This is a genomic window from Pseudoalteromonas sp. MEBiC 03607 (assembly GCF_004792295.1).
Taxonomy (GTDB): Bacteria; Pseudomonadota; Gammaproteobacteria; order Enterobacterales; family Alteromonadaceae; genus Pseudoalteromonas; species Pseudoalteromonas lipolytica_C.
Genome location: NZ_SRRY01000001.1, coordinates 1,456,461 through 1,476,220 on the forward strand (window position 1 = coordinate 1,456,461; position 19,760 = coordinate 1,476,220).

18 protein-coding genes are annotated in these 19,760 nt (G+C 42.8%); 10 read left to right on the forward strand and 8 right to left on the reverse strand.

The genetic code is table 11. The features are described 5' to 3' along the window. The 4 genes from cyoB (at position 1) to cyoE (ending at position 4,007) form a co-directional block, all read left to right on the forward strand. On the forward strand, positions 1 to 1,989 hold the full coding sequence (gene cyoB / locus E5N72_RS06630) for a cytochrome o ubiquinol oxidase subunit I (protein WP_135923747.1): 1,989 nt from the start codon (positions 1 to 3) through the stop codon (positions 1,987 to 1,989). Next, positions 1,986 to 2,621 (forward strand): cytochrome o ubiquinol oxidase subunit III, encoded by a 636-nt coding sequence (gene cyoC / locus E5N72_RS06635; RefSeq protein ID WP_054562296.1) that lies wholly within the window; start codon positions 1,986 to 1,988, stop codon positions 2,619 to 2,621. Before cyoB ends, cyoC begins: the two co-directional genes overlap by 4 nt. Beyond that, complete coding sequence (gene cyoD, locus E5N72_RS06640) at positions 2,621 to 2,980, forward strand: cytochrome o ubiquinol oxidase subunit IV (RefSeq protein WP_135923748.1); 360 nt, start codon at positions 2,621 to 2,623, stop codon at positions 2,978 to 2,980. The genes cyoC and cyoD overlap by 1 nt, the downstream gene beginning before the upstream one ends. A 142-nt stretch (positions 2,981 to 3,122) precedes the next feature. Continuing rightward, positions 3,123 to 4,007: a heme o synthase gene (cyoE, locus tag E5N72_RS06645; RefSeq protein WP_054554292.1), complete on the forward strand. Its 885-nt coding sequence runs from the start codon at positions 3,123 to 3,125 to the stop codon at positions 4,005 to 4,007. An 80-nt stretch (positions 4,008 to 4,087) separates the two neighbouring features. Here cyoE and E5N72_RS06650 read toward each other — a convergent pair whose 3' ends face one another. The 3 genes from E5N72_RS06650 to ettA form a co-directional block, all read right to left on the reverse strand. Continuing rightward, complete coding sequence (locus tag E5N72_RS06650) at positions 4,088 to 4,996, reverse strand: histone deacetylase (protein WP_135923749.1); 909 nt, start codon at positions 4,994 to 4,996, stop codon at positions 4,088 to 4,090. Positions 4,997 to 5,049: 53 nt separating this feature from the next. Further along, positions 5,050 to 5,415, reverse strand: coding sequence for a PilZ domain-containing protein (locus E5N72_RS06655; protein ID WP_135923750.1), 366 nt, complete (start codon positions 5,413 to 5,415; stop codon positions 5,050 to 5,052). Positions 5,416 to 5,552: 137 nt separating this feature from the next. Next, on the reverse strand, positions 5,553 to 7,226 hold the full coding sequence (gene ettA, locus E5N72_RS06660; RefSeq protein ID WP_135923751.1) for an energy-dependent translational throttle protein EttA: 1,674 nt from the start codon (positions 7,224 to 7,226) through the stop codon (positions 5,553 to 5,555). Positions 7,227 to 7,472: 246 nt separating this feature from the next. On the opposite strand from ettA, the gene metA reads away from it, so the two are divergent. The 4 genes from metA to E5N72_RS06680 all read left to right on the forward strand — a co-directional run bounded on the left by metA (position 7,473) and on the right by E5N72_RS06680 (position 13,323). Further along, positions 7,473 to 8,420 (forward strand): homoserine O-succinyltransferase, encoded by a 948-nt coding sequence (metA, locus tag E5N72_RS06665; protein ID WP_135923752.1) that lies wholly within the window; start codon positions 7,473 to 7,475, stop codon positions 8,418 to 8,420. Further along, positions 8,410 to 9,477, forward strand: a complete 1,068-nt coding sequence (locus tag E5N72_RS06670) for a homocysteine S-methyltransferase family protein (protein WP_135923753.1) — start codon at positions 8,410 to 8,412, stop codon at positions 9,475 to 9,477. The genes metA and E5N72_RS06670 overlap by 11 nt, the downstream gene beginning before the upstream one ends. Before the next feature lie 9 nt (positions 9,478 to 9,486). Further along, positions 9,487 to 12,117, forward strand: coding sequence for a methionine synthase (metH, locus tag E5N72_RS06675; protein WP_135923754.1), 2,631 nt, complete (start codon positions 9,487 to 9,489; stop codon positions 12,115 to 12,117). Between the two features lie 165 nt (positions 12,118 to 12,282). Continuing rightward, positions 12,283 to 13,323, forward strand: coding sequence for a GGDEF domain-containing protein (locus E5N72_RS06680; protein ID WP_135923755.1), 1,041 nt, complete (start codon positions 12,283 to 12,285; stop codon positions 13,321 to 13,323). A gap of 40 nt (positions 13,324 to 13,363) precedes the next feature. Here the strand turns inward: E5N72_RS06680 and E5N72_RS06685 are convergent, their stop codons facing one another. Beyond that, positions 13,364 to 13,561 carry a CsbD family protein gene (locus tag E5N72_RS06685; protein ID WP_135926245.1) on the reverse strand — a complete coding sequence of 66 codons (198 nt, stop codon included), beginning with the start codon at positions 13,559 to 13,561 and terminating at the stop codon, positions 13,364 to 13,366. 247 nt (positions 13,562 to 13,808) lie between these two features. Between E5N72_RS06685 and hrpB the strand changes: the two genes are divergently transcribed. Next, positions 13,809 to 16,229, forward strand: a complete 2,421-nt coding sequence (gene hrpB, locus E5N72_RS06690) for an ATP-dependent helicase HrpB (protein ID WP_135923756.1) — start codon at positions 13,809 to 13,811, stop codon at positions 16,227 to 16,229. A gap of 45 nt (positions 16,230 to 16,274) precedes the next feature. Here hrpB and E5N72_RS06695 read toward each other — a convergent pair whose 3' ends face one another. Continuing rightward, positions 16,275 to 16,577, reverse strand: a complete 303-nt coding sequence (locus tag E5N72_RS06695; protein ID WP_135923757.1) for a DNA-binding transcriptional regulator — start codon at positions 16,575 to 16,577, stop codon at positions 16,275 to 16,277. Continuing rightward, positions 16,570 to 16,944 carry a type II toxin-antitoxin system RelE/ParE family toxin gene (locus tag E5N72_RS06700; RefSeq protein WP_135923758.1) on the reverse strand — a complete coding sequence of 125 codons (375 nt, stop codon included), beginning with the start codon at positions 16,942 to 16,944 and terminating at the stop codon, positions 16,570 to 16,572. The genes E5N72_RS06695 and E5N72_RS06700 overlap by 8 nt, the downstream gene beginning before the upstream one ends. Positions 16,945 to 17,182: 238 nt before the next feature. On the opposite strand from E5N72_RS06700, the gene E5N72_RS06705 reads away from it, so the two are divergent. Further along, positions 17,183 to 17,620, forward strand: a complete 438-nt coding sequence (locus tag E5N72_RS06705) for an acyltransferase (protein WP_135923759.1) — start codon at positions 17,183 to 17,185, stop codon at positions 17,618 to 17,620. Between the two features lie 4 nt (positions 17,621 to 17,624). Here the strand turns inward: E5N72_RS06705 and E5N72_RS06710 are convergent, their stop codons facing one another. Together E5N72_RS06710 and E5N72_RS06715 are read right to left on the reverse strand one after the other, a co-directional pair. Beyond that, entirely contained in the window at positions 17,625 to 18,716 is a 1,092-nt protein-coding gene (locus tag E5N72_RS06710) for an alkene reductase (protein ID WP_135923760.1), read from the reverse strand. Between the two features lie 98 nt (positions 18,717 to 18,814). Then, positions 18,815 to 19,702, reverse strand: coding sequence for a LysR substrate-binding domain-containing protein (locus E5N72_RS06715; protein ID WP_135923761.1), 888 nt, complete (start codon positions 19,700 to 19,702; stop codon positions 18,815 to 18,817). Positions 19,703 to 19,760: the final 58 nt, after the last annotated feature.

The window sequence follows — 19,760 nt, forward strand, 5'->3', positions numbered from 1 at the left end:
ATGTCGTTGTTAGGTAAATTAACATTAGACGCAATCCCGTTTCATGAACCAATTATCATGGTTACCATGACGGTTGTTGCTGTCTTAGGTCTGTTAGTAGCAGGCTTAGTAACAAAATATAAAAAGTGGGGCGTGATTTGGCACGACTGGATCACCTCAATTGACCATAAGCGTTTAGGTGTGATGTACATCATTCTTGCGCTTATCATGCTTTTCCGTGGTTTCGCGGATGCCATTATGATGCGACTGCAATTAGCAATGGCTACCGGCGGTGCAAGTGGTTACTTACCACCAGAACACTATGACCAAATCTTTACGGCGCACGGGGTGATCATGATCATCTTTATGGCGATGCCGTTTATGATTGGTTTGATGAACATCATTTTACCGCTGCAAATTGGTGCCCGTGATGTTGCATTCCCATTCTTAAATAACCTTAGCTTTTGGTTAACTGCTGGCGGTGCAATCCTAATCAATATCTCATTATTCTTCGGTGAGTTTGCTAAAACAGGTTGGGTTGCGTATCCACCGTTGTCAGAGTTGTCATTCAGTCCGGGTGTTGGGGTCGACTATTATATATGGGCCTTGCAGATATCCGGCTTGGGTACCTTATTAACATCGGTAAACTTCTTAGCGACTGTATTTAAAATGCGTGCACCAGGCATGACATTAATGAAAATGCCTATTTTTACTTGGGCATGTACGTGGGCAAATATCTTAATTGCAGCATCGTTCCCAATTTTAACTGCTGTACTGGCAATGCTGACGCTTGATCGTTATCTCGATTTCCACTTCTTCACGAATGAATTAGGTGGTAACGCGATGATGTACATCAACTTATTCTGGGCATGGGGTCACCCTGAAGTTTACATTCTGATCTTACCTGCGTTTGGTATTTTCTCAGAAGTTATCTCAACGTTTGCTGGTAAACGCCTGTTTGGTTATAAGTCGATGGTTTACGCAAGTGGTGCAATTTCAATTTTAGGTTTCATCGTTTGGCTTCACCACTTCTTTACGATGGGCTCAAGCGCTAACGTTAATGCCTTCTTTGGTGTTATGACCATGGTTATTGCGGTGCCGACCGGGGTTAAGTTGTTTAACTGGTTATTCACTATGTATCGTGGTCGTTTACGTATTACTGTGCCTGTCCTTTGGACTTTAGGCTTTATGGTGACTTTCACTATCGGTGGTATGACCGGTGTGTTGCTTGCTATTCCTGGTGCTGACTACGTATTACATAACAGCTTATTCTTAATCGCTCACTTCCATAACACCATCATTGGTGGTGCGGTATTTGGTTATTTAGCTGGTTTTGCGTTTTGGTTCCCTAAAGCAATGGGCTTCAAACTTGACGAGAGCTGGGGCAGAAGATCTTTCTGGTGCTGGTTAATTGGTTTCTTCGTGGCATTTATGCCGTTATACGTACTTGGTTTCTTAGGTATGACACGTCGCTTAAACCACACGAACAACCCTGATTGGAACATTTGGTTATACATTGCAGCTGGCGGTGCGGTAATCATTATGTTCGGTATCTTGTTCCAAGTTGTGCAACTTGTAGTGAGCTTCAAAAACCGCGAGCAACTTGATGATACAACGGGCGATCCGTGGAATGGTCATACTCTTGAGTGGGCATCTGCTTCACCTCCGCAGTACTACAACTTTGCGAAAATCCCTCATGTTGATGACATCGATGCGTGGACAGACATGAAAGAGAAAGGCTTAGCTTACAAGCAAGAAGCCTCTTATAGCCCAATTCATATGCCAAAAAATACATCGGCAGGTGTATTAATGAGCGCGGCTTTAACAACCTTCTGTTTTGCCATGATCTGGCACATTTGGTGGCTTGCCGCATTTGGTTTACTGGGTGCTATCGTGGTGTTTATTAAACGTTGTTACACCAGCGATGTTGATTACTACGTGCAACCAGATGAAATTTTTGAACTAGAAACGGCTCACAATACAGCCGCTACGAAGGAGGTGAATGCATGAGTACCATTTCTGCAGGACTCGACACCTTAAACGGCGCACACGGTCATGTCGATGCACATGACCATGAGCACCACGATACAGGTGGTAACACCGTATTTGGTTTCTGGCTTTACCTTATGACTGACTGCCTGTTGTTTGCATCATTCTTTGCAACTTATGCAGTATTGTTCATGAATACCGCTGGCGGTGTGTCGGGTAAAGACATTTTTGAACTTGATTTTGTTGCGGTTGAAACCGCAGCACTACTACTCAGTAGTATCACTTTTGGTTTTGCGATGATCTCTGCTCACGGGCAGAAAAAGGCGGCTACGTTAACTTGGTTGCTGGTTACCTTTGCCTTTGGTGCTGTGTTTATTGGTATGGAAGTATATGAATTCCATCACCTAATTGCGCACGGTAATGGCCCTCAGCAAAGTGCCTTTTTAACATCGTTTTTCTCTTTGGTGGGCTTACACGGTCTTCACGTTACAGCAGGTCTTATTTGGATGACTGTCCTGATGATTGAAGTTGTGCGCCGTGGTTTAAACCCACAAACAGTGACACGCCTAAGTTGTTTAAGCCTATTCTGGCACTTCTTAGATGTGGTGTGGATCTGTGTATTTACCGTTGTTTATTTAATGGGAGCAATGTAATGAGTCACAGTGAGTCACATGTAATTAATAACTTAGAAGTTCATGCACATAATGAGCAATCACATGGCAGCGTTAAAGACTATTTAATTGGTTTTGTATTGTCAGTGGTTTTAACGGCTATTCCATTTTGGGCTGTGATGAGTGGTTCGTTTTCTAAAACGACCACTGCATGGTGCATCGTGAGCATGGCGATTGTGCAAATTTGGGTGCATTTGAAATATTTCTTACACCTAAACTTCAAAACAGAAGACGGCAAGGCAAGTTCATTGTCGTTTATCTTTAGTGCTTTAATTATCGTGATGGTGGTTGGTTTGTCGGTGTGGATCATCTACGAATCGAACGCCATGATGATGTACTAATAACAATTACTTTGTAATTGGTAAAAAGATTTACGAAAGGAGCTGGTTAGTTTGAGGTTGTGTCTCCAGTTCTTACAGTCTGTTACTAGCTAGTTTCTTTCGTAATATTGCGTTTGTGCTGAAAATTAGAGGAGTCGAGGAAGTGTTTCGACGTTATTTAAATGTCACTAAACCTGGCATTATCATGGGCAATTTGATCTCTGTCGCGGGGGGATTCTTGCTAGCCTCTCGCGGTGATATTGACCCATGGTTAATGATCGCAACCTTGCTAGGGTTATCTTTAGTAGTGGCATCAGGATGCGCGATCAATAACGTGATTGATCGTGATATTGATGTTGCTATGGCGCGCACTCGCAAACGCGTCACAGTAACTGGCGAAATGTCAGCAAAGGCGGCTATGGCACATGGCATCGTGCTTGGTGTTATTGGTTTCGGTTTATTAGCTGTGTATACCAACGTAGTGGCACTCTTATTTGCTACTTTTGGTTACGTCATTTACGTCGGTGTGTACAGCTTATATATGAAACGTCGTTCTGTGTACGGCACCTTTGTCGGAAGTTTATCTGGCGCAGTACCACCTGTAGTGGGGTATTGTGCCGTAACTGGGCAGTTTGATGCTGGTGCTGTGATTTTATTGGTCATGTTTAGTTTATGGCAAATGCCTCATTCATATGCAATTGCAATCTTTCGTTATAACGACTACCAAGCGGCCAGAATTCCTGTGTTACCAGTAGCGCAGGGGATCGAGAAGGCAAAGCATCACATTGTTTTATATATCGCCGTGTATGCGTTGGTTGTGATGTTATTAACCATTAGTGGTTATACAGGTTTAGCCTTTATGGCTGTAGCTTGTACAACGAGTTTTTGGTGGTTGCTAATGGCGCTTCGTGGCTATCGTCGCAATATTGATGTTAGCGGCTGGGCGCGCCAAGTGTTTGCTTTTTCAATTGTAAATATCACGGTTTTGAGCATTGCTATGGCTTTAGATTACCATTCGGTAGCTCCACAGCTACTTGTTTTAACTTAGAAAAAAGTTGCTAACATATCCCAATGTTACAGTAGCAAAGGCTCGGTTTTTTCTCCCCGGGCCTTTTTTCATTGCTGATATTAAAAACGAGCAGCTTGCTCAACTACTATGCCATGACGAGCCGCTAAGCGACGATGGTCTTTATCATAGCCACCACCAATTACGGTTGCGACAGGTACATTGCTCTCAAGGCAACGCTTGAGGACTAAATGGTCGCGTTGCGCTATCCCTTGCCAGCTTATATCAAGTTTACCTAAACCGTCTTGCTGCCATACATCAACACCTGCATCATAAAGCACTAAATCTGGGTTTAGGGTGTTCAATAAATAACTCAGAGTATCGTCAACAACGCCTAGGTATTCACTATCAGCGACATTCGGTGCTAAACCAATATCTAAATCGCTGGCCGATTTTCGAAACGGAAAATTCTTTTCACAGTGAATCGAACAGGTATAAGCATAAGGTTGATGTGCGAGCATTGCCGCTGTGCCATCACCTTGATGAACGTCTAAGTCAAAAATAAGTATATTGGTCACATCACCACTTTTTATTAGGGTTTCACTGGTGAACGCGAGGTCGTTTACCATGCAATAACCTGAGCCAAAATCAGTATGAGCATGATGAGTGCCACCGGCTAAGTGACAAGCGATGCCATGATTCAGCGCTAAGCGTGCTGTTTGTAAGGTGCCAAGTGGGGCGGTAAAGGTACGTGCCATTAACTCTTTTGACCAAGGTAAGCCTATGCGGCGCATCGCTTTTTCATCTAAACGATTATGCCAAAGGTCGTGGATGTAGTTTTCACAATGTACTAACTCAAGGGGTTCAGGCGTGCCAAGCATCGGCTGAGTTAGGTTGTCATTTATTAATCCAAGGTTTTGCACATGCTCATATAAATAAGCAAACTTACTCATTACAAAGCGGTGGTTTGGATCGAAGCTAAACGAATAATTAGGATGATAAACCAAAGGTAAATGGGGATTTAACTGCATAGCTCATTGAATAGCTGAATTTGCTACAGCATAGCGAATTTCTGAGCAGATGTTTACTCTGGAGCGTGAATTAAATGCGCTAGTTCTCGATGCAATAGAGCTTCATCACCTAGGTTTAGCTCAATGAGTCGCTTAAGGTGGCTAATACTATCTATATCAATATGTTCGCAGCGAAGCCCAGCATGCTGATGTTCAACATGACACAGTTCAACTTGCATTTTTATCTCAATACTTGATTCGGGTAGGGTGAAAATTAAATCGGCTTTAGAATGGATAGGTATTAAAAATGAATCACTTTTAGTGATAAGTGCACCTTGTAATGATAAATCAAGTAACTGACAGTGATAGTCGTTACCTTCTATATGAAGGACAGCTGGGCAAGAAAATAGCACCCTAGAAAACTCTCTGCGTTCATTCATGTCTCTATTCTCCATACTTTTTAGCCTAAACAGTATAGTTCAATATGAAATGAATGAGAGAAAACAGCTGATAATTACTGATGAAAGTTAATAGTTATAGAAAAGCCCCTTAATAGGGGCTTTTTAATATCAGCTAATTAGCCAATTTTTTTGTATTTGATACGCTTAGGTTGTGCTGCTTCGGCGCCTAAGGTTTTCTTCAACCACTCTTCGTATTCTGTGTAGTTACCATCGAAGAAGTTAATTTGGCCTTCGTCACGGTAATCAAGAATATGTGTAGCAATACGGTCAAGGAACCAACGGTCATGCGAGATACACATTACACAGCCAGGGAACTCTAAAATAGCGTTCTCAAGTGCACGTAGTGTTTCAACGTCTAGGTCATTGGTTGGCTCATCCAGAAGTAATACGTTACCACCAGCTTTTAACAGCTTAGCTAGGTGTAAACGGTTGCGCTCACCACCAGATAGGTCTTTAACGAATTTTTGTTGGTCGTTACCTTTGAAGTTAAAGCGGCCAACATAGGCACGGCTTGGGAATTCAAAGTTACCAATTTTCAAAACGTCTTGTCCGTTTGAGATTTCTTGGAAAACAGTGTTGCTCTCGTCCATGTTGCCACGGAACTGATCAACAGTTGCAAGCTCTACTGTTTCACCAACAATGATCTCACCGCTATCAGGCTTTTCTTCACCGCTTAGCATTTTGAATAGCGTTGATTTACCTGCACCATTGGCACCGATAATACCTACGATAGCGCCTTTAGGCATTGCAAAGTTTAAGTCATCAATTAATACGCGGTCGCCAAAGCTCTTCTTCAGGCCTTTCACTTCGATAACTTGGTCACCTAAGCGTGGACCCGGTGGAATGAATAGCTCATTCGTTTCGTTACGCTTTTGGTAATCATTTTGTTGAAGCTCTGAGAACTGTGCCATACGTGCTTTAGACTTAGCTTGACGGCCTTTCGGGTTTGAACGAACCCATTCAAGTTCTTGTGCGATTGATTTTTGACGTGCTTTTTCAGATTTCTGTTCTTGTTGTAAACGTAAATCTTTTTGCTCAAGCCACGATGAATAGTTACCTTCCCAAGGAATACCTTCACCACGGTCAAGCTCTAAAATCCAACCTGCTACGTTATCTAAGAAGTAACGGTCGTGGGTTACAGCAACCACAGTACCTTCGTAGTCGTGTAAGAAGCGTTCTAACCAAGCAACTGACTCAGCGTCTAAGTGGTTAGTCGGTTCGTCAAGAATAAGCATATCTGGTTTTTCAAGTAGTAAACGGCAGATCGCAACTCGGCGACGCTCACCACCCGAAAGGTGTTCAATTTTTGCATCCCAAGGTGGTAGGCGTAATGCATCAGCTGCACGCTCTAACACGTTATCAATATTGTGACCATCGTGTGCTTGGATGATAGCTTCAAGCTCACCTTGCTCTTTAGCAAGCGCATCGAAGTCTGCACCGTCCATTGCATACTCGTTGTATACTTCATCTAGGCGATTTAATGCATTTTTAACTTCGCTTACCGCTTCTTCTACTGTTTCGCGAACTGTTTTGTTCTCGTCTAGCTGCGGTTCTTGCGGTAAGTAACCGATTTTAGTGCCTGGTTGAGGGCGAGCTTCACCTTCAAAGTCTTGGTCAACACCGGCCATAATGCGCAGTAACGTCGATTTACCTGCACCGTTTAGACCTAGCACACCAATTTTTGCGCCTGGGAAAAAGTGTAAAGAAATATCTTTTAAGATAGTGCGCTTAGGTGGCACAACCTTAGATACTCGACTCATCGAGAATATAAACTTGTCTGGTAACACCATGAAAGAAGCCTTCAATTTATAATAAAAATTAACAGCAAGTATTGTATACCCAAACTACCTCAAAATACAGAATTCAGCGTTTATGATAGGCTTAATATCAAGGTGTTATTTACTCAAAGAGTCATACATTTTAATTAATGACCACTCAGAAATATCACTTCATTTGGACATCTAAACATCTAGAGGTTGAAATTTCTAACTATCCGTTCATAATTAGCACTCTAATATGTATGCTCGGAGCCCGCTATGCCCATTACAGTAAAAGATGAATTGCCAGCTATTGCAAAGTTACGTCAGGAAAACGTGTTTGTAATGCCAAAAAGCCGTGCGAAAACGCAAGAGATTCGCCCAATGCGTTTGGCCATCTTAAACTTAATGCCAAACAAAGTAGAAACCGAGGTGCAGTTTATTCGCTTACTAGCTAACTCACCGCTACAAGTTAATGTTGAGCTGTTGCGCTTAGATACCCACCGCAGCAGTAGTAACTCTGAGCAGCACTTAGATACGTTTTATCGTTATTTTTCTGAGGTAAAAGACAATAACTACGATGCCATGATCATCACGGGTGCGCCGCTTGCACATTTAGAGTATGACGATGTTGTCTATTGGGATGAACTTAAAGTGATTTTAGACTGGGCTGAGCAGCATGTTACCTCTACGCTGTTTTCGTGTTGGGCGGCCCATGCGGGGCTTTATCACCACTATGGTCTTAAGCGTGAACTTAAACCAAATAAGTTAAGTGGTGTATTTACCCACAAAAGCTATTTTGACCACGCAGCACTCACCCGTGGCTTTGATGATACCTTTTTAGTGCCACACTCTCGCTATGGTCATATTGATATTGATAAGATCACTGCCTGTGATGATTTGGTGGTGTTAGCTGGTTCTGAGCGAGTTGGTGCCTATTTAATTAAGAATAAGTCTGGCAGCCAAGTGTATATTACAGGTCATCCAGAGTACGATGCGCATACCTTAAAAGAAGAGTACCTGCGTGATAGCGAGAAGTCTGCAGACGCACCTAAACCAGAAAATTATTTCCCAGATGATAACCCTGATAACGAACCATCGAAAACATGGCAAAGTCATGCCTTTTTATTGTTTTCGAATTGGTTAAACTATTATGTGTACCAAACTACACCGTATGATATTAACTTAGTTAGCCAAGACGTAAGGACTAACAACTATGCCGAGTAATGCAGTGAATAAACGCGAACAATTGACCGAGGCGCTGAAACAGCGAATTTTAATCCTCGATGGCGCGATGGGCACCATGATCCAAGAACATAAATTAGAAGAGCAAGACTATCGCGGTGAGCGCTTTAAAGACTGGCATGTACTTATTAAAGGCAATAATGACTTATTAAGCCTGACTCAGCCAAAGATCATTGCTGATATTCACCGTGCTTACTTAGAAGCCGGTGCCGATATCATCGAAACCAATACTTTTAATGCCACGACTATTTCGATGGAAGATTATGATATGGCGAGTCTTAGTCGCGAAATCAACCTCGAGTCAGCGAAGCTTGCACGCAGCGTGTGTGATGAACTTGAAGCAAAAGATCCTAGCAAACCGCGTTATGTAGCCGGTGTACTTGGGCCAACGTCAAAGACCTGTTCTATTTCACCAGATGTAAATGACCCAGGTTATCGTAATATCAACTTTGATAAGCTGGTGGCGGCGTATGTTGAGTCGACACTGGCATTAATGGAAGGTGGTGCTGATCTTATTTTAATAGAAACCATCTTTGATACCCTTAATGCTAAAGCGGCTTCGTTCGCTGTAGAAGAAGCATTCGAGCAAGCTGGTCGTAGTTTGCCTGTGATGATCTCAGGCACCATTACCGATGCCTCTGGTCGTACTTTATCAGGACAAACCACCGAAGCATTTTATAACTCAATCCGTCATATTAAACCGCTATCAATTGGCCTTAACTGCGCCCTTGGCCCTGACTTACTGCGTCAGTATGTTGAAGAGTTATCGCGCGTTTGTGAAACCTTTACCTCGGTGCATCCAAATGCGGGTTTACCGAACGAGTTTGGCGAATATGATTTAGAAGCTCCTGAAATGGCCCAAGAAATTATTGATTGGGGCAAGTCTGGCTTTATCAATATTGTAGGTGGTTGTTGCGGCACCACACCGGCTCATATTAAGGCGTTTGCGAAAGGCCTTGAGGGTGTTAAACCTCGCCAATTACCTGAGCTTGAAGTGCGTATGCGCTTATCGGGCCTTGAAGCGTGTAACTTAAACTAGGAAACCGACATGACTGACCAAATTGCTGTATTTACTAACGTCGGTGAGCGTACAAATGTAACAGGCTCGGCTAAGTTTAAGCGCTTGATCATGGAAGAAGATTACGAGACCGCTCTCGATGTTGCCCGTGAACAAGTTGAAAATGGCGCGCAAGTGATTGATATCAATATGGATGAAGCCATGTTGGACTCGAAAGCGGCGATGGTAAAGTTTTTAAACTTAATTGCCTCAGAGCCTGATATCTCAAAAGTACCTATCATGGTCGACTCATCGAAATGGGATGTGATTGAAGCAGGCTTAAAGTGTATTCAAGGTAAGGCCATTGTTAACTCAATTTCACTTAAAGAAGGTGAAGAGCCGTTCATCCGCCAAGCTAAGTTAATTAAACGCTTTGGTGCTGCTGCGGTTGTAATGGCGTTTGATGAAACCGGGCAAGCAGAAACTGCTGATCGTAAGTTCGAGATTTGTCAGCGTAGTTACAAAATACTCGTTGATGATATTGGCTTTCCGCCAGAAGACATTATTTTTGACCCGAACATTTTTGCCGTCGCAACGGGCATTGAAGAGCACGATAACTACGCTGTTGAGTTTATCGAAGGTACGCGCCGAATTAAGCAAGGCTTACCGCACTGTAAAGTGTCGGGGGGTGTATCGAATGTGTCGTTCTCGTTCCGAGGTAATAACCCAGTACGTGAAGCTATTCACTCAGTGTTTTTATACCACGCGATTAAAGCGGGTATGGACATGGGCATTGTAAATGCGGGCCAATTAGCGGTTTACGATGATATCCCTGAAGAGCTGCGTAAAGCTGTAGAAGATGTGATCCTCAATACCGACTCAGGTGCTGGTGAGCGACTTGTTGAACTTGCACCCAAATACTCAGGTATGGCGCAAGCAGAAAAAGTTGAAGACTTAGAATGGCGTACATGGCCTGTTGAAAAGCGCCTTGAACATGCGCTAGTAAAAGGCATTACCGAATACATCGATGAAGATACCGAAGAGTGCCGCAAGAGCAAAGCTAAGCCTATCGAAGTGATCGAAGGCCCGCTTATGGACGGCATGAACGTTGTAGGTGACTTATTTGGCGCGGGTAAAATGTTCTTACCTCAGGTTGTTAAATCTGCTCGTGTAATGAAACGCGCCGTTGCCTATCTTGACCCTTTCATTGAAGCAGAAAAAGAAGAGGGCGCAACCAATGGTAAAGTGGTTATGGCAACCGTTAAGGGCGACGTACACGACATTGGTAAAAATATCGTAGGCGTGGTACTGCAATGTAATAACTACGAGGTTATCGACCTTGGTGTGATGGTGCCTGCAGAGAAAATTTTGCAAACCGCCATTGACGAAAAAGCCGACATTATTGGTTTATCAGGGCTTATTACCCCATCCCTTGATGAAATGGTGCATGTTGCCAAAGAAATGACCCGTCGTGGTTTTGAATTACCGCTACTGATTGGTGGTGCAACAACCTCTAAAGCGCATACCGCGGTTAAAATTGAACCTCAGTATGATAAAGGTGTGGTTTACGTAAATAACGCCAGCCGTGCTGTGGGTGTGGTTTCTAATTTACTGTCTAAAGAGTTAAAGCCAGCATTTTTAGAGAAAACCAAGACTGAGTATGAAAAAGTACGTGAACAACAAGCACGTAAAAAGCCGCGCTCAAAACCCGTTACTTTACAGCGTGCTCGCGACAACGCTGTAAAACTTGATTGGGACAACTACACACCACCTGTGCCGAAAAAGCTAGGTGTCACAGAGTTTAAAGATGTTTCGATTGCGACGTTAAGACAGTACATCGACTGGACACCTTATTTCATGACGTGGTCAATTGCAGGTAAGTACCCACGTATTCTTGAAGATGAAATTGTTGGCGAACAAGCTAAAAGCTTATTTGCTGATGCCAATGCAATGCTTGATGAACTTGAGCAATCAGGTGCGCTACAACCTCTTGGTGTAATTGGTTTATTCCCAGCAAACCGAGTAGGGGATGACATTGAGATTTACACCGATGAGTCGCGTACAACGCTTTTAACTACATCGTGTCATTTACGTCAGCAAACTGAAAAAACCGACTTTGCTAACTACTGCTTAGCCGATTATATCGCGCCAAAAGGCATCCCTGATTACTTTGGTGCTTTTGCGGTAACTGGTGGTCTTGAAGAGGATGACCTTGCCTATGCCTTCGATGCCAAGCAAGATGATTACAATAAGATCATGGTTAAAGCCGTTGCTGACCGTTTAGCAGAAGCGTTTGCTGAATATTTGCATGAACAAGTGCGTAAAGAATATTGGGGCTATGCGGTAGATGAAAATCTATCGAATGATGAACTTATTCGTGAAAACTACCAAGGTATTCGCCCAGCGCCAGGTTATCCTGCTTGTCCTGAGCATACCGAGAAGAAGAAAATCTGGCAGTTACTTGATACCGAACAGCGTATTGGCATGAAGCTAACCAGTTCATACGCAATGTGGCCGGGTGCTGCAGTTTCTGGTTGGTATTTCTCTCACCCTGAAGCGAAATACTACGCAGTGGCGCAAATTCAAAAAGATCAGGTTGAAGATTACGCTAAGCGTACCAACATGACACTTGCTGAAGCTGAGCGTTGGTTGTCGCCTAATTTGGGCTATGAGCCAGAATAATAACCTTTAGTTTGAATTAAAAACGAGCCTCAAATGGCTCGTTTTTTTATGCCCATTTTTTTCATACTTTTTTCTTTTTAATTGCTTTAGTACTGGCAAATTCCTTCTAATTTAAATATTTGTGTTAAAGTTATTGAGGTTGAGCAAGGAATCTAAGGTGAAATTGTGATTGATACTGTGAATGCAAGCGAGAGAGATAAAGCGCGATTCTTACGCGTATTTGCATTTATTGGTGCAGTGACCTCTTTGTTGATGTCGGTCACAAGTTATCAAGATGGCTACATCGCATTAAGTTATTTATTAATTGTTGGCGTTGTTATTTTTGCTTTGCCTTTTTTAATAAAGGGGCGTGATCAATTTATTTCAGTACTCATGCTGTACGCACTTTATGCAATGATGTGCTTCTTAACTGTCTCGGGTGGCAGTAATGGCACAGGGCCGTTATGGCTATTTATTGTATCCCCAGTAACATTTTTTATTCGTGGCTTAAAGCGCGGAGCGTTCGATCTTATCCTGCTTGCCATTATTATCTCAGTGCTTTTCTATTTTACCGATCAATTTGGTTATTACAGTTATTCGAGTCATTACTTTCCAACGCGGGTCATGCTGTGCTTCTCTATTTTATGTATTTTGGGTGGCTTCTACGAATATTACCGCAACAAATACAGTTTAGAGTTAATGAAGCAACTTAAAATTAATCAAAAGCTTGCTCGCTATGATGCAATGACTGAACTGGTAAATCGTCGCTTTGCAACTGAGTGCTTACAAGATAAACGCTTTGGCGAAGGGGCTGTGTTCTTGCTGATGGATGTTGATAACTTTAAACAAATCAACGACACCTATGGTCATCAAGTGGGCGATGAGGTGCTAATATTTTTCTCTGATGTCTTTAAAGAAGTGTGCACAGAAGAAGATGTTATTTCCCGTTGGGGCGGCGAAGAGTTTTTAATTGTTATTCCTGCGGGGAATGAACAACGGGCCTACCAAGTTGCAGACAACATTCATAAAAAGCTCGCTGAAAAGCCATTTACGAGCGGCCAGCATCGTTTTCATGTCACCTTAAGTATTGGCTTATACGTGCGCGTCGCTGATGAGAGCATGGATCATTGCTTAAACATTGCTGATAAGCGACTTTACCGTGCTAAATCGCAAGGTAAAAATCAAACGGTTGCTGAAGTTGATTTAGCAAAGCATGAGCCTGCTTGATAAATAAAGCCGCAATTAGCGGCTTTATTTATTGCTCAAATTAATGGCTTTTTTCAAAGTCGCTGACTTCACGCTCAGCTTCTTCTTTCGATTTACCGTATTTTTGCTGGATTTTACCAACAAGCTCTTTACGGCTACCCTCAATCACATCTAAATCACCATCAGTAAGTTCGCCCCATTTACGTTGCGCTTTACCTTTAAGTTCTTTCCAATTACCTTCTAAACGATCGCTGTTCATCATAATCTCCTTACTTTGTTAAACATTCGTGTTAGTAAGAGCAATCGTTATGCCACTCCAGCCTTGTAAGTAAACAATTGATATTATTGATTTTTAATTTTTTGTGTTAGTTGGTGGAGTTATCTAATTGCAATTTGTACCTGTTTAAAGGTTGAAGCGTGTAATTATTTCATGCAATTTAAGGCTACTCATCCCTGCCTGTAATTTTTTGATACAATGCGCGAAAAGAAAGTAAGAGATACCTAACGTGCTGCCAGTTGAAGATATTTATCAATCCCTGTTAACAACATTACAGAGTAACCCTATGGCCTTATTGCAAGCGCCACCGGGAGCGGGTAAATCAACATGGCTACCTCTTACCTTAATGCGCGAAGGGCACTTTAAACGCATTGTTATGTTAGAGCCAAGACGACTCGCCGCACGCAATATTGCTCAGTACTTGGCAAGTCAGCAAAATGAAAAAGTTGGCGACAGTGTCGGCTTACGCATTCGTGGCGAATCAAAAGCTAGTTCTGCAACTAAGCTTGAAATTGTCACCGAAGGCATGCTGACGCGTATGTTGCAAAATGATCCAGAGCTTAGTGATGTTGATTTACTTATATTTGATGAATTTCATGAGCGCTCAATTGCCGCAGATACGGCTTTGGCATTTGCCCTTGAAACACAAGCTGCACTTCGCGATGATTTAAAAATCTTACTGATGTCGGCAACCTTAGACGGCGAACGTTACAGTGAGTTTTTCAGCTGCCCTATCATCTCATCACAAGGACGAAGCTACCCAATTGATGAAGTGTATATTCCACTTAAAGACGAAAGCCGCTGGCTGGATGACATACCTGCAGTAATAAAACAGGCGCTTAGTGAGCAAACGGGCAGTGCTTTAGTATTTTTGCCAGGGCAGCGTGAAATCATGCGCGTTCAGCAGTCTTTAAATGATTTAGGTGATAGCGTCGAAGTATTTAGCTTGTATGGTGAGCAAAATAAAAACGAGCAACAAGCTGCTATCGCGCCTGCTAAAAATGGTAAACGCAAAGTGGTATTAACCACCAATGTCGCTGAAACCAGTTTGACCATTGAAGGAATACGCATTGTGGTTGATAGCGGCAAACGCCGTGCTGCCAATTTCAATTTAAAAACCGGTGTTACAGAGCTTGTTACGCAAAGTATTTCTCGTTCTTCTGCCATACAGCGCGCTGGTCGTGCTGGGCGAATTGAGCCGGGGGTTGTGTATCGATTAGGTTCTAAGCAAACCTTTGAGCGCCGTAACAGCCATGATGCGCCAGAAATTTTGACCAGTGATATTAGTCAATTGTTATTAGAGGCAAAGCAGTGGGGGGCATCACTTGCCGAGCTTAGCTTACTCGACCCACCTAGTAGCCAGCAGATTAAACAGGCAACGGCACTTTTGAAAATGCTCGAAGCCATTGATGAAAATGAAAAGCTAACAACCCTCGGTAGCCAAATGCTGAGCTATGGAGCCGATATTCGCCTCTCGCATATGCTCATTAAGGCAAAGCAACTAGAGCAGCGCATGCCTGGTATTTATGTATTAGCGGGGTATTTAACGGCACTGCTTGAAAGCCGCATCAGTATGCCAGCTGATCTTAATTTGGCATTACATAGTCAGCACAGCAAACCGCACCCAGTATTTAAGCAGCAATTAAATTATTGGCTATCGCGCTTGCAACTCAAGCCGGTTAATGAGCTTAAAACAGAGTACTTGTCGCTGCTGGTGGCACTTGCCTTTCCTGACCGTTTAGCCAAAAAGCGCGGGAATGGTTATTTACTTGCCAACGGTGCGGGCGCCGATTTAAGTGAGGAGTTTTGGCATAACGATGATTATATTGCCATTGCTCACATGGGCGGCCATAAGGGAAACCGTGTTTTTGCTGCTGTTGCCTTTATGCCAAGTGAGCTTGAAGATGAGCTTTCGCATTTATTTACTGAGCAAACTCGCTGCGAATACGATGAAAAAGCAGGGCGTTTTATTCATCAAGATGAGCTAAAGCTGGGTGCTATCACCATAGCGAGTCAGCCAAGTAAACAGCCCCTAGATAAGAGCGAGCGTACTAAAGCGTGGTTAAACTTATTTAGTAAGCAGGGCTTTTCGTTATTTAATGATCAGCCTGACAGTGAGCAGTTACTTATTCGAATGAGTTTGGCAAGTAAGCTGTTACCAGAATCATTCCCACTTTTAAATCATGATGAATTAATTGCCGATAACCAATGGCTTGCACCTTATTTGGATGATATTAAGAACCTTGAGCAATTAAAAAAGTTTAATTACAGCGAAGCGATCAAAAGCTGTTTTGATTGGCAGCAGCAAAGCCTATTGAATGAACACCTGCCCTTGCGATTAACTGTGCCAAGTGGTTCAAATGTAAAAGTGACCTATCAGCTCGATGGCCCAGCAAAGCTCAGTGTGCGCATGCAAGAAGTGTATGGCATGACCAGCACGCCTTTGCTGGCCCAAGGTAAACTGCCATTATTAATGGAGCTATTATCACCAGCGCGGCGACCGCTACAGCTAACCCAAGACTTAGCTAACTTTTGGCAAACGAGTTACCGCGATGTGCAAAAAGAAATGAAAGGGCGTTATCCAAAACATTTTTGGCCAGATAACCCCGCCACCAGCCAAGCGACTAATAAAGTAAAAAGTAAGATGTGACTTTAATGAAGTAAGTGATTAAGTTTGCAGTACTTTGGGTTGGTCTTAAGCGATTGCTTCCAACCCTTTTTGCTCTGCCAGAGTGAGCATTTTCAATGCTGCTCCTCTTGGTGAGCTATCACCTTGCTCCCATTTTTTAACTAACTTGTCACTGACATTTAAGTATTGAGCAAAGACCGGTTGAGAGAGGTTGTACTTCAGTCTTAAATTACGAACTTGTTCGGGGGTAAATTCATGAACATTTGTAAGGCACAATGCGTCAAATTTACGCATAGTCGTTTTGTCTATAACTCCAGACTTTTTTAATCCACTCGCTGTTTTGTGAACTGACTTTAATATGTCACTCATGATCATCACCTACAATTAAAAGTTCGCCATCATCGACTAGTTGCTCAAGTTCACTTTGGGAAAAACGAATAAACTCTTTTGCTAACTCTTTTAATGCTAACTTTTCTCTAGCATTTATATTAGCCCTAACGTTTTTAGCAAACGCGTAAAGAAAGAAATATTTATCACCAATTACAGCCCCGACGATAGTTCTATAACCCGCTCTTTTTCCTTTACTGCCCATGGCTACGCGCTTTTTATAAACATTACCACCTAGGTCTGCATCGTAAAGGCCTGCTGACATCTCTTTGCAAGCGTTTATTAAATCAATATCAGACAAACTTTCTTTTTTCGTGCGCGAAACAAAATCCTTTGTTTTATAAATCATAGTATACTCCATTAGGGTATACTTTCAATGTTCCACTCAGTAGCAAATCAATGATAATGGAGTTTTCATTGGTGTCCCTCTAATGTTGATAGCAGAAGTAATGGGTGATTACCAGCTATCTATCTGAGCAAAACCAATACGAATAAAATAAACCGTTACAATTTCTAGCCTTGTTTTGGTTTCTCTTTTGCTGGCTGTTTAGTAGTCTAATTGAGTCATTAATAAAAAGAGAAAGCCGGTGTCTGCAGCTATTACCCTTGCTCAATATGTTAAAAAACGAACAGGTGTGCCTCTGGGGCATAAAGACTCGCTGCGCAATATGCTGACACGTTCTCTAGGTGCTAGCTCGTTTTATCTGTTTTGGCGATATTGGAATCCGGTCTGGAGCTATTATTTATCTCGGTATGTAATGAAGCCTTGCAATGACATTATGCCGGTTTGGTGTGCGGTTGTTGTGACCTTTGCTGTAAGCGGTGCGCTGCACGATTTAGCAGTCAGTTTAGTGAAGTTAAAGCCACTATTCTTTTTTACTCCTTGGTTTACTGTGATGGGCGCTTTGGTATTAGTAAGCAAGTACAGCCAAATACAGTTTAGTTCTGCTCCTTGGTGGTTAAGAGCGCTCGCCAACATCAGCTTTATTGTATTGAGCTATTGGTTGACGAGCCACCTTTTTTAGTGCGTTACTGCGTTGCTAAAGGGTAGTCAGTGTAGCCTTTAGCACCGCCTCCAAATAGGGTATCTGGATCATGCTGAGCAAGCTCAATACCTTGTTCAATGCGCGCTGGCAGATCTGGGTTTGCAACAAACGGGCGACCAAAACCAATTAAATCAGCCCAGCCTGCGGCCAATGCTTGCTCTGCTTTCTCGCCAGTGTATTTGCCTGCATAAATCATTAATCCGGCATAGTTTTCACGCAGAGCTTGCTTAAAACTTTGCTCCATTAAAGGCGCATCATCCCAATCAGCTTCGGCAATGTGTAGGTAAGCAACATTAAGGTTATTGAGTACTTTTGCTGCGCCAATATAGGTTTCAAACGGGTTATCATCAACCGTACCATTGAGTGTTGTGAGTGGTGCAAGGCGCACGCCAACACGCTCAGCGCCAATTTCATCACATACCGCTTGTGTCACTTGTTGTAAAAAGCGTAAGCGGTTTTCTAAACTGCCGCCGTATTCATCAGTACGTTGGTTCGACTCTGAATCAATAAATTGATTAATTAAGTAACCATTAGCAGCGTGAAGTTCAACACCATCAAACCCTGCATCAACTGCATTACGGGCAGCTTGGCGGTATTCGTTTATAACCTGTTTGATGTCGTCATGACTCATTGCACGTGGCTGTGCTGTGGCAACAAAGTCGGGTTTGTCATCTTCATCAATAAAAACTTTAACGTCTTTAGCTGCAATCGCAGATGGCGCGATTGGTTGCTCGCCACCTGTGTTACTTGGGTGAGATACTCGGCCAACATGCCAAAGCTGAGCGAACATAATGCCACCAGCTTGATGAACTTTGTCGGTTACTTTCTTCCAACCGGCAATTTGCTCGGCAGTGTAAATACCTGGTGTCCAAGCATAGCCCTTACCTAGGGCTGATATTTGTGTGCCTTCGCTAATAATTAAGCCGGCGCTGGCACGCTGGGCATAGTAGTCGGCCATTAACTCATTGGCAATATCACCCGGTTGTGATGAGCGAGAGCGAGTCATCGGTGGCATAACAATGCGGTTTTTTAAAGTATGACCGGCAAGTTGTACGGTATCGAATAATTTGTTCATTACGGCTCCTTGAAAGCGAATATGCTTTCAGCATAACGAAAATTATTTATGAAATTAATGCCAGTCATCACAAAACACTTTTGTTAAAAATGCAATAACTAGAGCGTTAACCTTGGTGCAATAAAGTCTAAAAACGCTAATACTCGTGATGACACACCGCTGTTTTGGTAATACACCGCATGCACTTTTTCGCGGCGATTAGGGCTCAGTACCTCGCCTTCAAGCACTTTTACTAAACGGCCTGCTTTTAAATCTTCGTTGATCATAAATTCCGACAACAAGGTAATACCATGACCTTTAATACAAAGCTGGCGTACAGTTTCACCACTTGATGCACTGATTGAAAATTTAAGGTCTAAAGGCGTGGTTAGCGGCCAGTGATTTAAATGCGGCGCATCGGTAAAACCAATAAGCTGGTGCAAGGCTAAGTCAGTTAGCTCATCTAATGGCGGTGCCGCTTTTAAATAGTCAGGGCTTGCAACGAGCTGTAACTTACTGATTCCCAAAGTGCGTGCATGCAAGTTTGAGTCAGCAAGTTCGCCAATACGAATAGCAATATCGGTTTTATGCTCAAGTAAATCGATAATGTTGTCGTGGCTGGTGATCTCAAGTTTTATGTCAGGATAAGCTTGGTTAAAGGCTTTTAAATGTGGTGCTAATTGGTGAAACACAAATGGACTTGCGGCATCGACTCTTAATTTTCCTGATGGCGCACAGTGCAATAGCTTTAAGGCCTCTTCGCCTTGTGCGAGCTGACTCAGTGCTTCTCTAGCATAGCCTAAAAATAACTGACCTTCTTCGGTTAGCTCAATGCGCCTTGTGGTGCGATTGAATAAAGTGACGTCTAAGGATTTTTCGAGCCGAGTTACCGCCCGTGATATTTTTGCTACTTGTTCATCCAAGGCATTGGCTGCACTTGAGAAACCACCGGTATCAACCACGCTAATAAATGCTTCTAAATCTTGGGTGTTGGAGATCACGCTCATGGCTTTACCTTTTCATTTTTGACAAAAGTATTTTGTCACTACTGCTATTTTTTGCAAA

What these genes read in the sequence shown, in the direction of transcription:
- cyoB (WP_135923747.1), top strand. Translation starts at nt 1, where the DNA reads ATGTCGTTGTTAGGTAAATTAACATTAGACGCAATCCCGTTTCATGAA.
- cyoC (WP_054562296.1), top strand. Translation starts at nt 1,986, where the DNA reads ATGAGTACCATTTCTGCAGGACTCGACACCTTAAACGGCGCACACGGT.
- cyoD (WP_135923748.1), top strand. Translation starts at nt 2,621, where the DNA reads ATGAGTCACAGTGAGTCACATGTAATTAATAACTTAGAAGTTCATGCA.
- E5N72_RS06650 (WP_135923749.1), bottom strand. Translation starts at nt 4,996, where the DNA reads ATGCAGTTAAATCCCCATTTACCTTTGGTTTATCATCCTAATTATTCG.
- E5N72_RS06655 (WP_135923750.1), bottom strand. Translation starts at nt 5,415, where the DNA reads ATGAATGAACGCAGAGAGTTTTCTAGGGTGCTATTTTCTTGCCCAGCT.
- ettA (WP_135923751.1), bottom strand. Translation starts at nt 7,226, where the DNA reads ATGGTGTTACCAGACAAGTTTATATTCTCGATGAGTCGAGTATCTAAG.
- metA (WP_135923752.1), top strand. Translation starts at nt 7,473, where the DNA reads ATGCCCATTACAGTAAAAGATGAATTGCCAGCTATTGCAAAGTTACGT.
- E5N72_RS06670 (WP_135923753.1), top strand. Translation starts at nt 8,410, where the DNA reads ATGCCGAGTAATGCAGTGAATAAACGCGAACAATTGACCGAGGCGCTG.
- metH (WP_135923754.1), top strand. Translation starts at nt 9,487, where the DNA reads ATGACTGACCAAATTGCTGTATTTACTAACGTCGGTGAGCGTACAAAT.
- E5N72_RS06685 (WP_135926245.1), bottom strand. Translation starts at nt 13,561, where the DNA reads ATGAACAGCGATCGTTTAGAAGGTAATTGGAAAGAACTTAAAGGTAAA.
- E5N72_RS06695 (WP_135923757.1), bottom strand. Translation starts at nt 16,577, where the DNA reads ATGAGTGACATATTAAAGTCAGTTCACAAAACAGCGAGTGGATTAAAA.
- E5N72_RS06700 (WP_135923758.1), bottom strand. Translation starts at nt 16,944, where the DNA reads ATGATTTATAAAACAAAGGATTTTGTTTCGCGCACGAAAAAAGAAAGT.
- E5N72_RS06710 (WP_135923760.1), bottom strand. Translation starts at nt 18,716, where the DNA reads ATGAACAAATTATTCGATACCGTACAACTTGCCGGTCATACTTTAAAA.
- E5N72_RS06715 (WP_135923761.1), bottom strand. Translation starts at nt 19,702, where the DNA reads ATGAGCGTGATCTCCAACACCCAAGATTTAGAAGCATTTATTAGCGTG.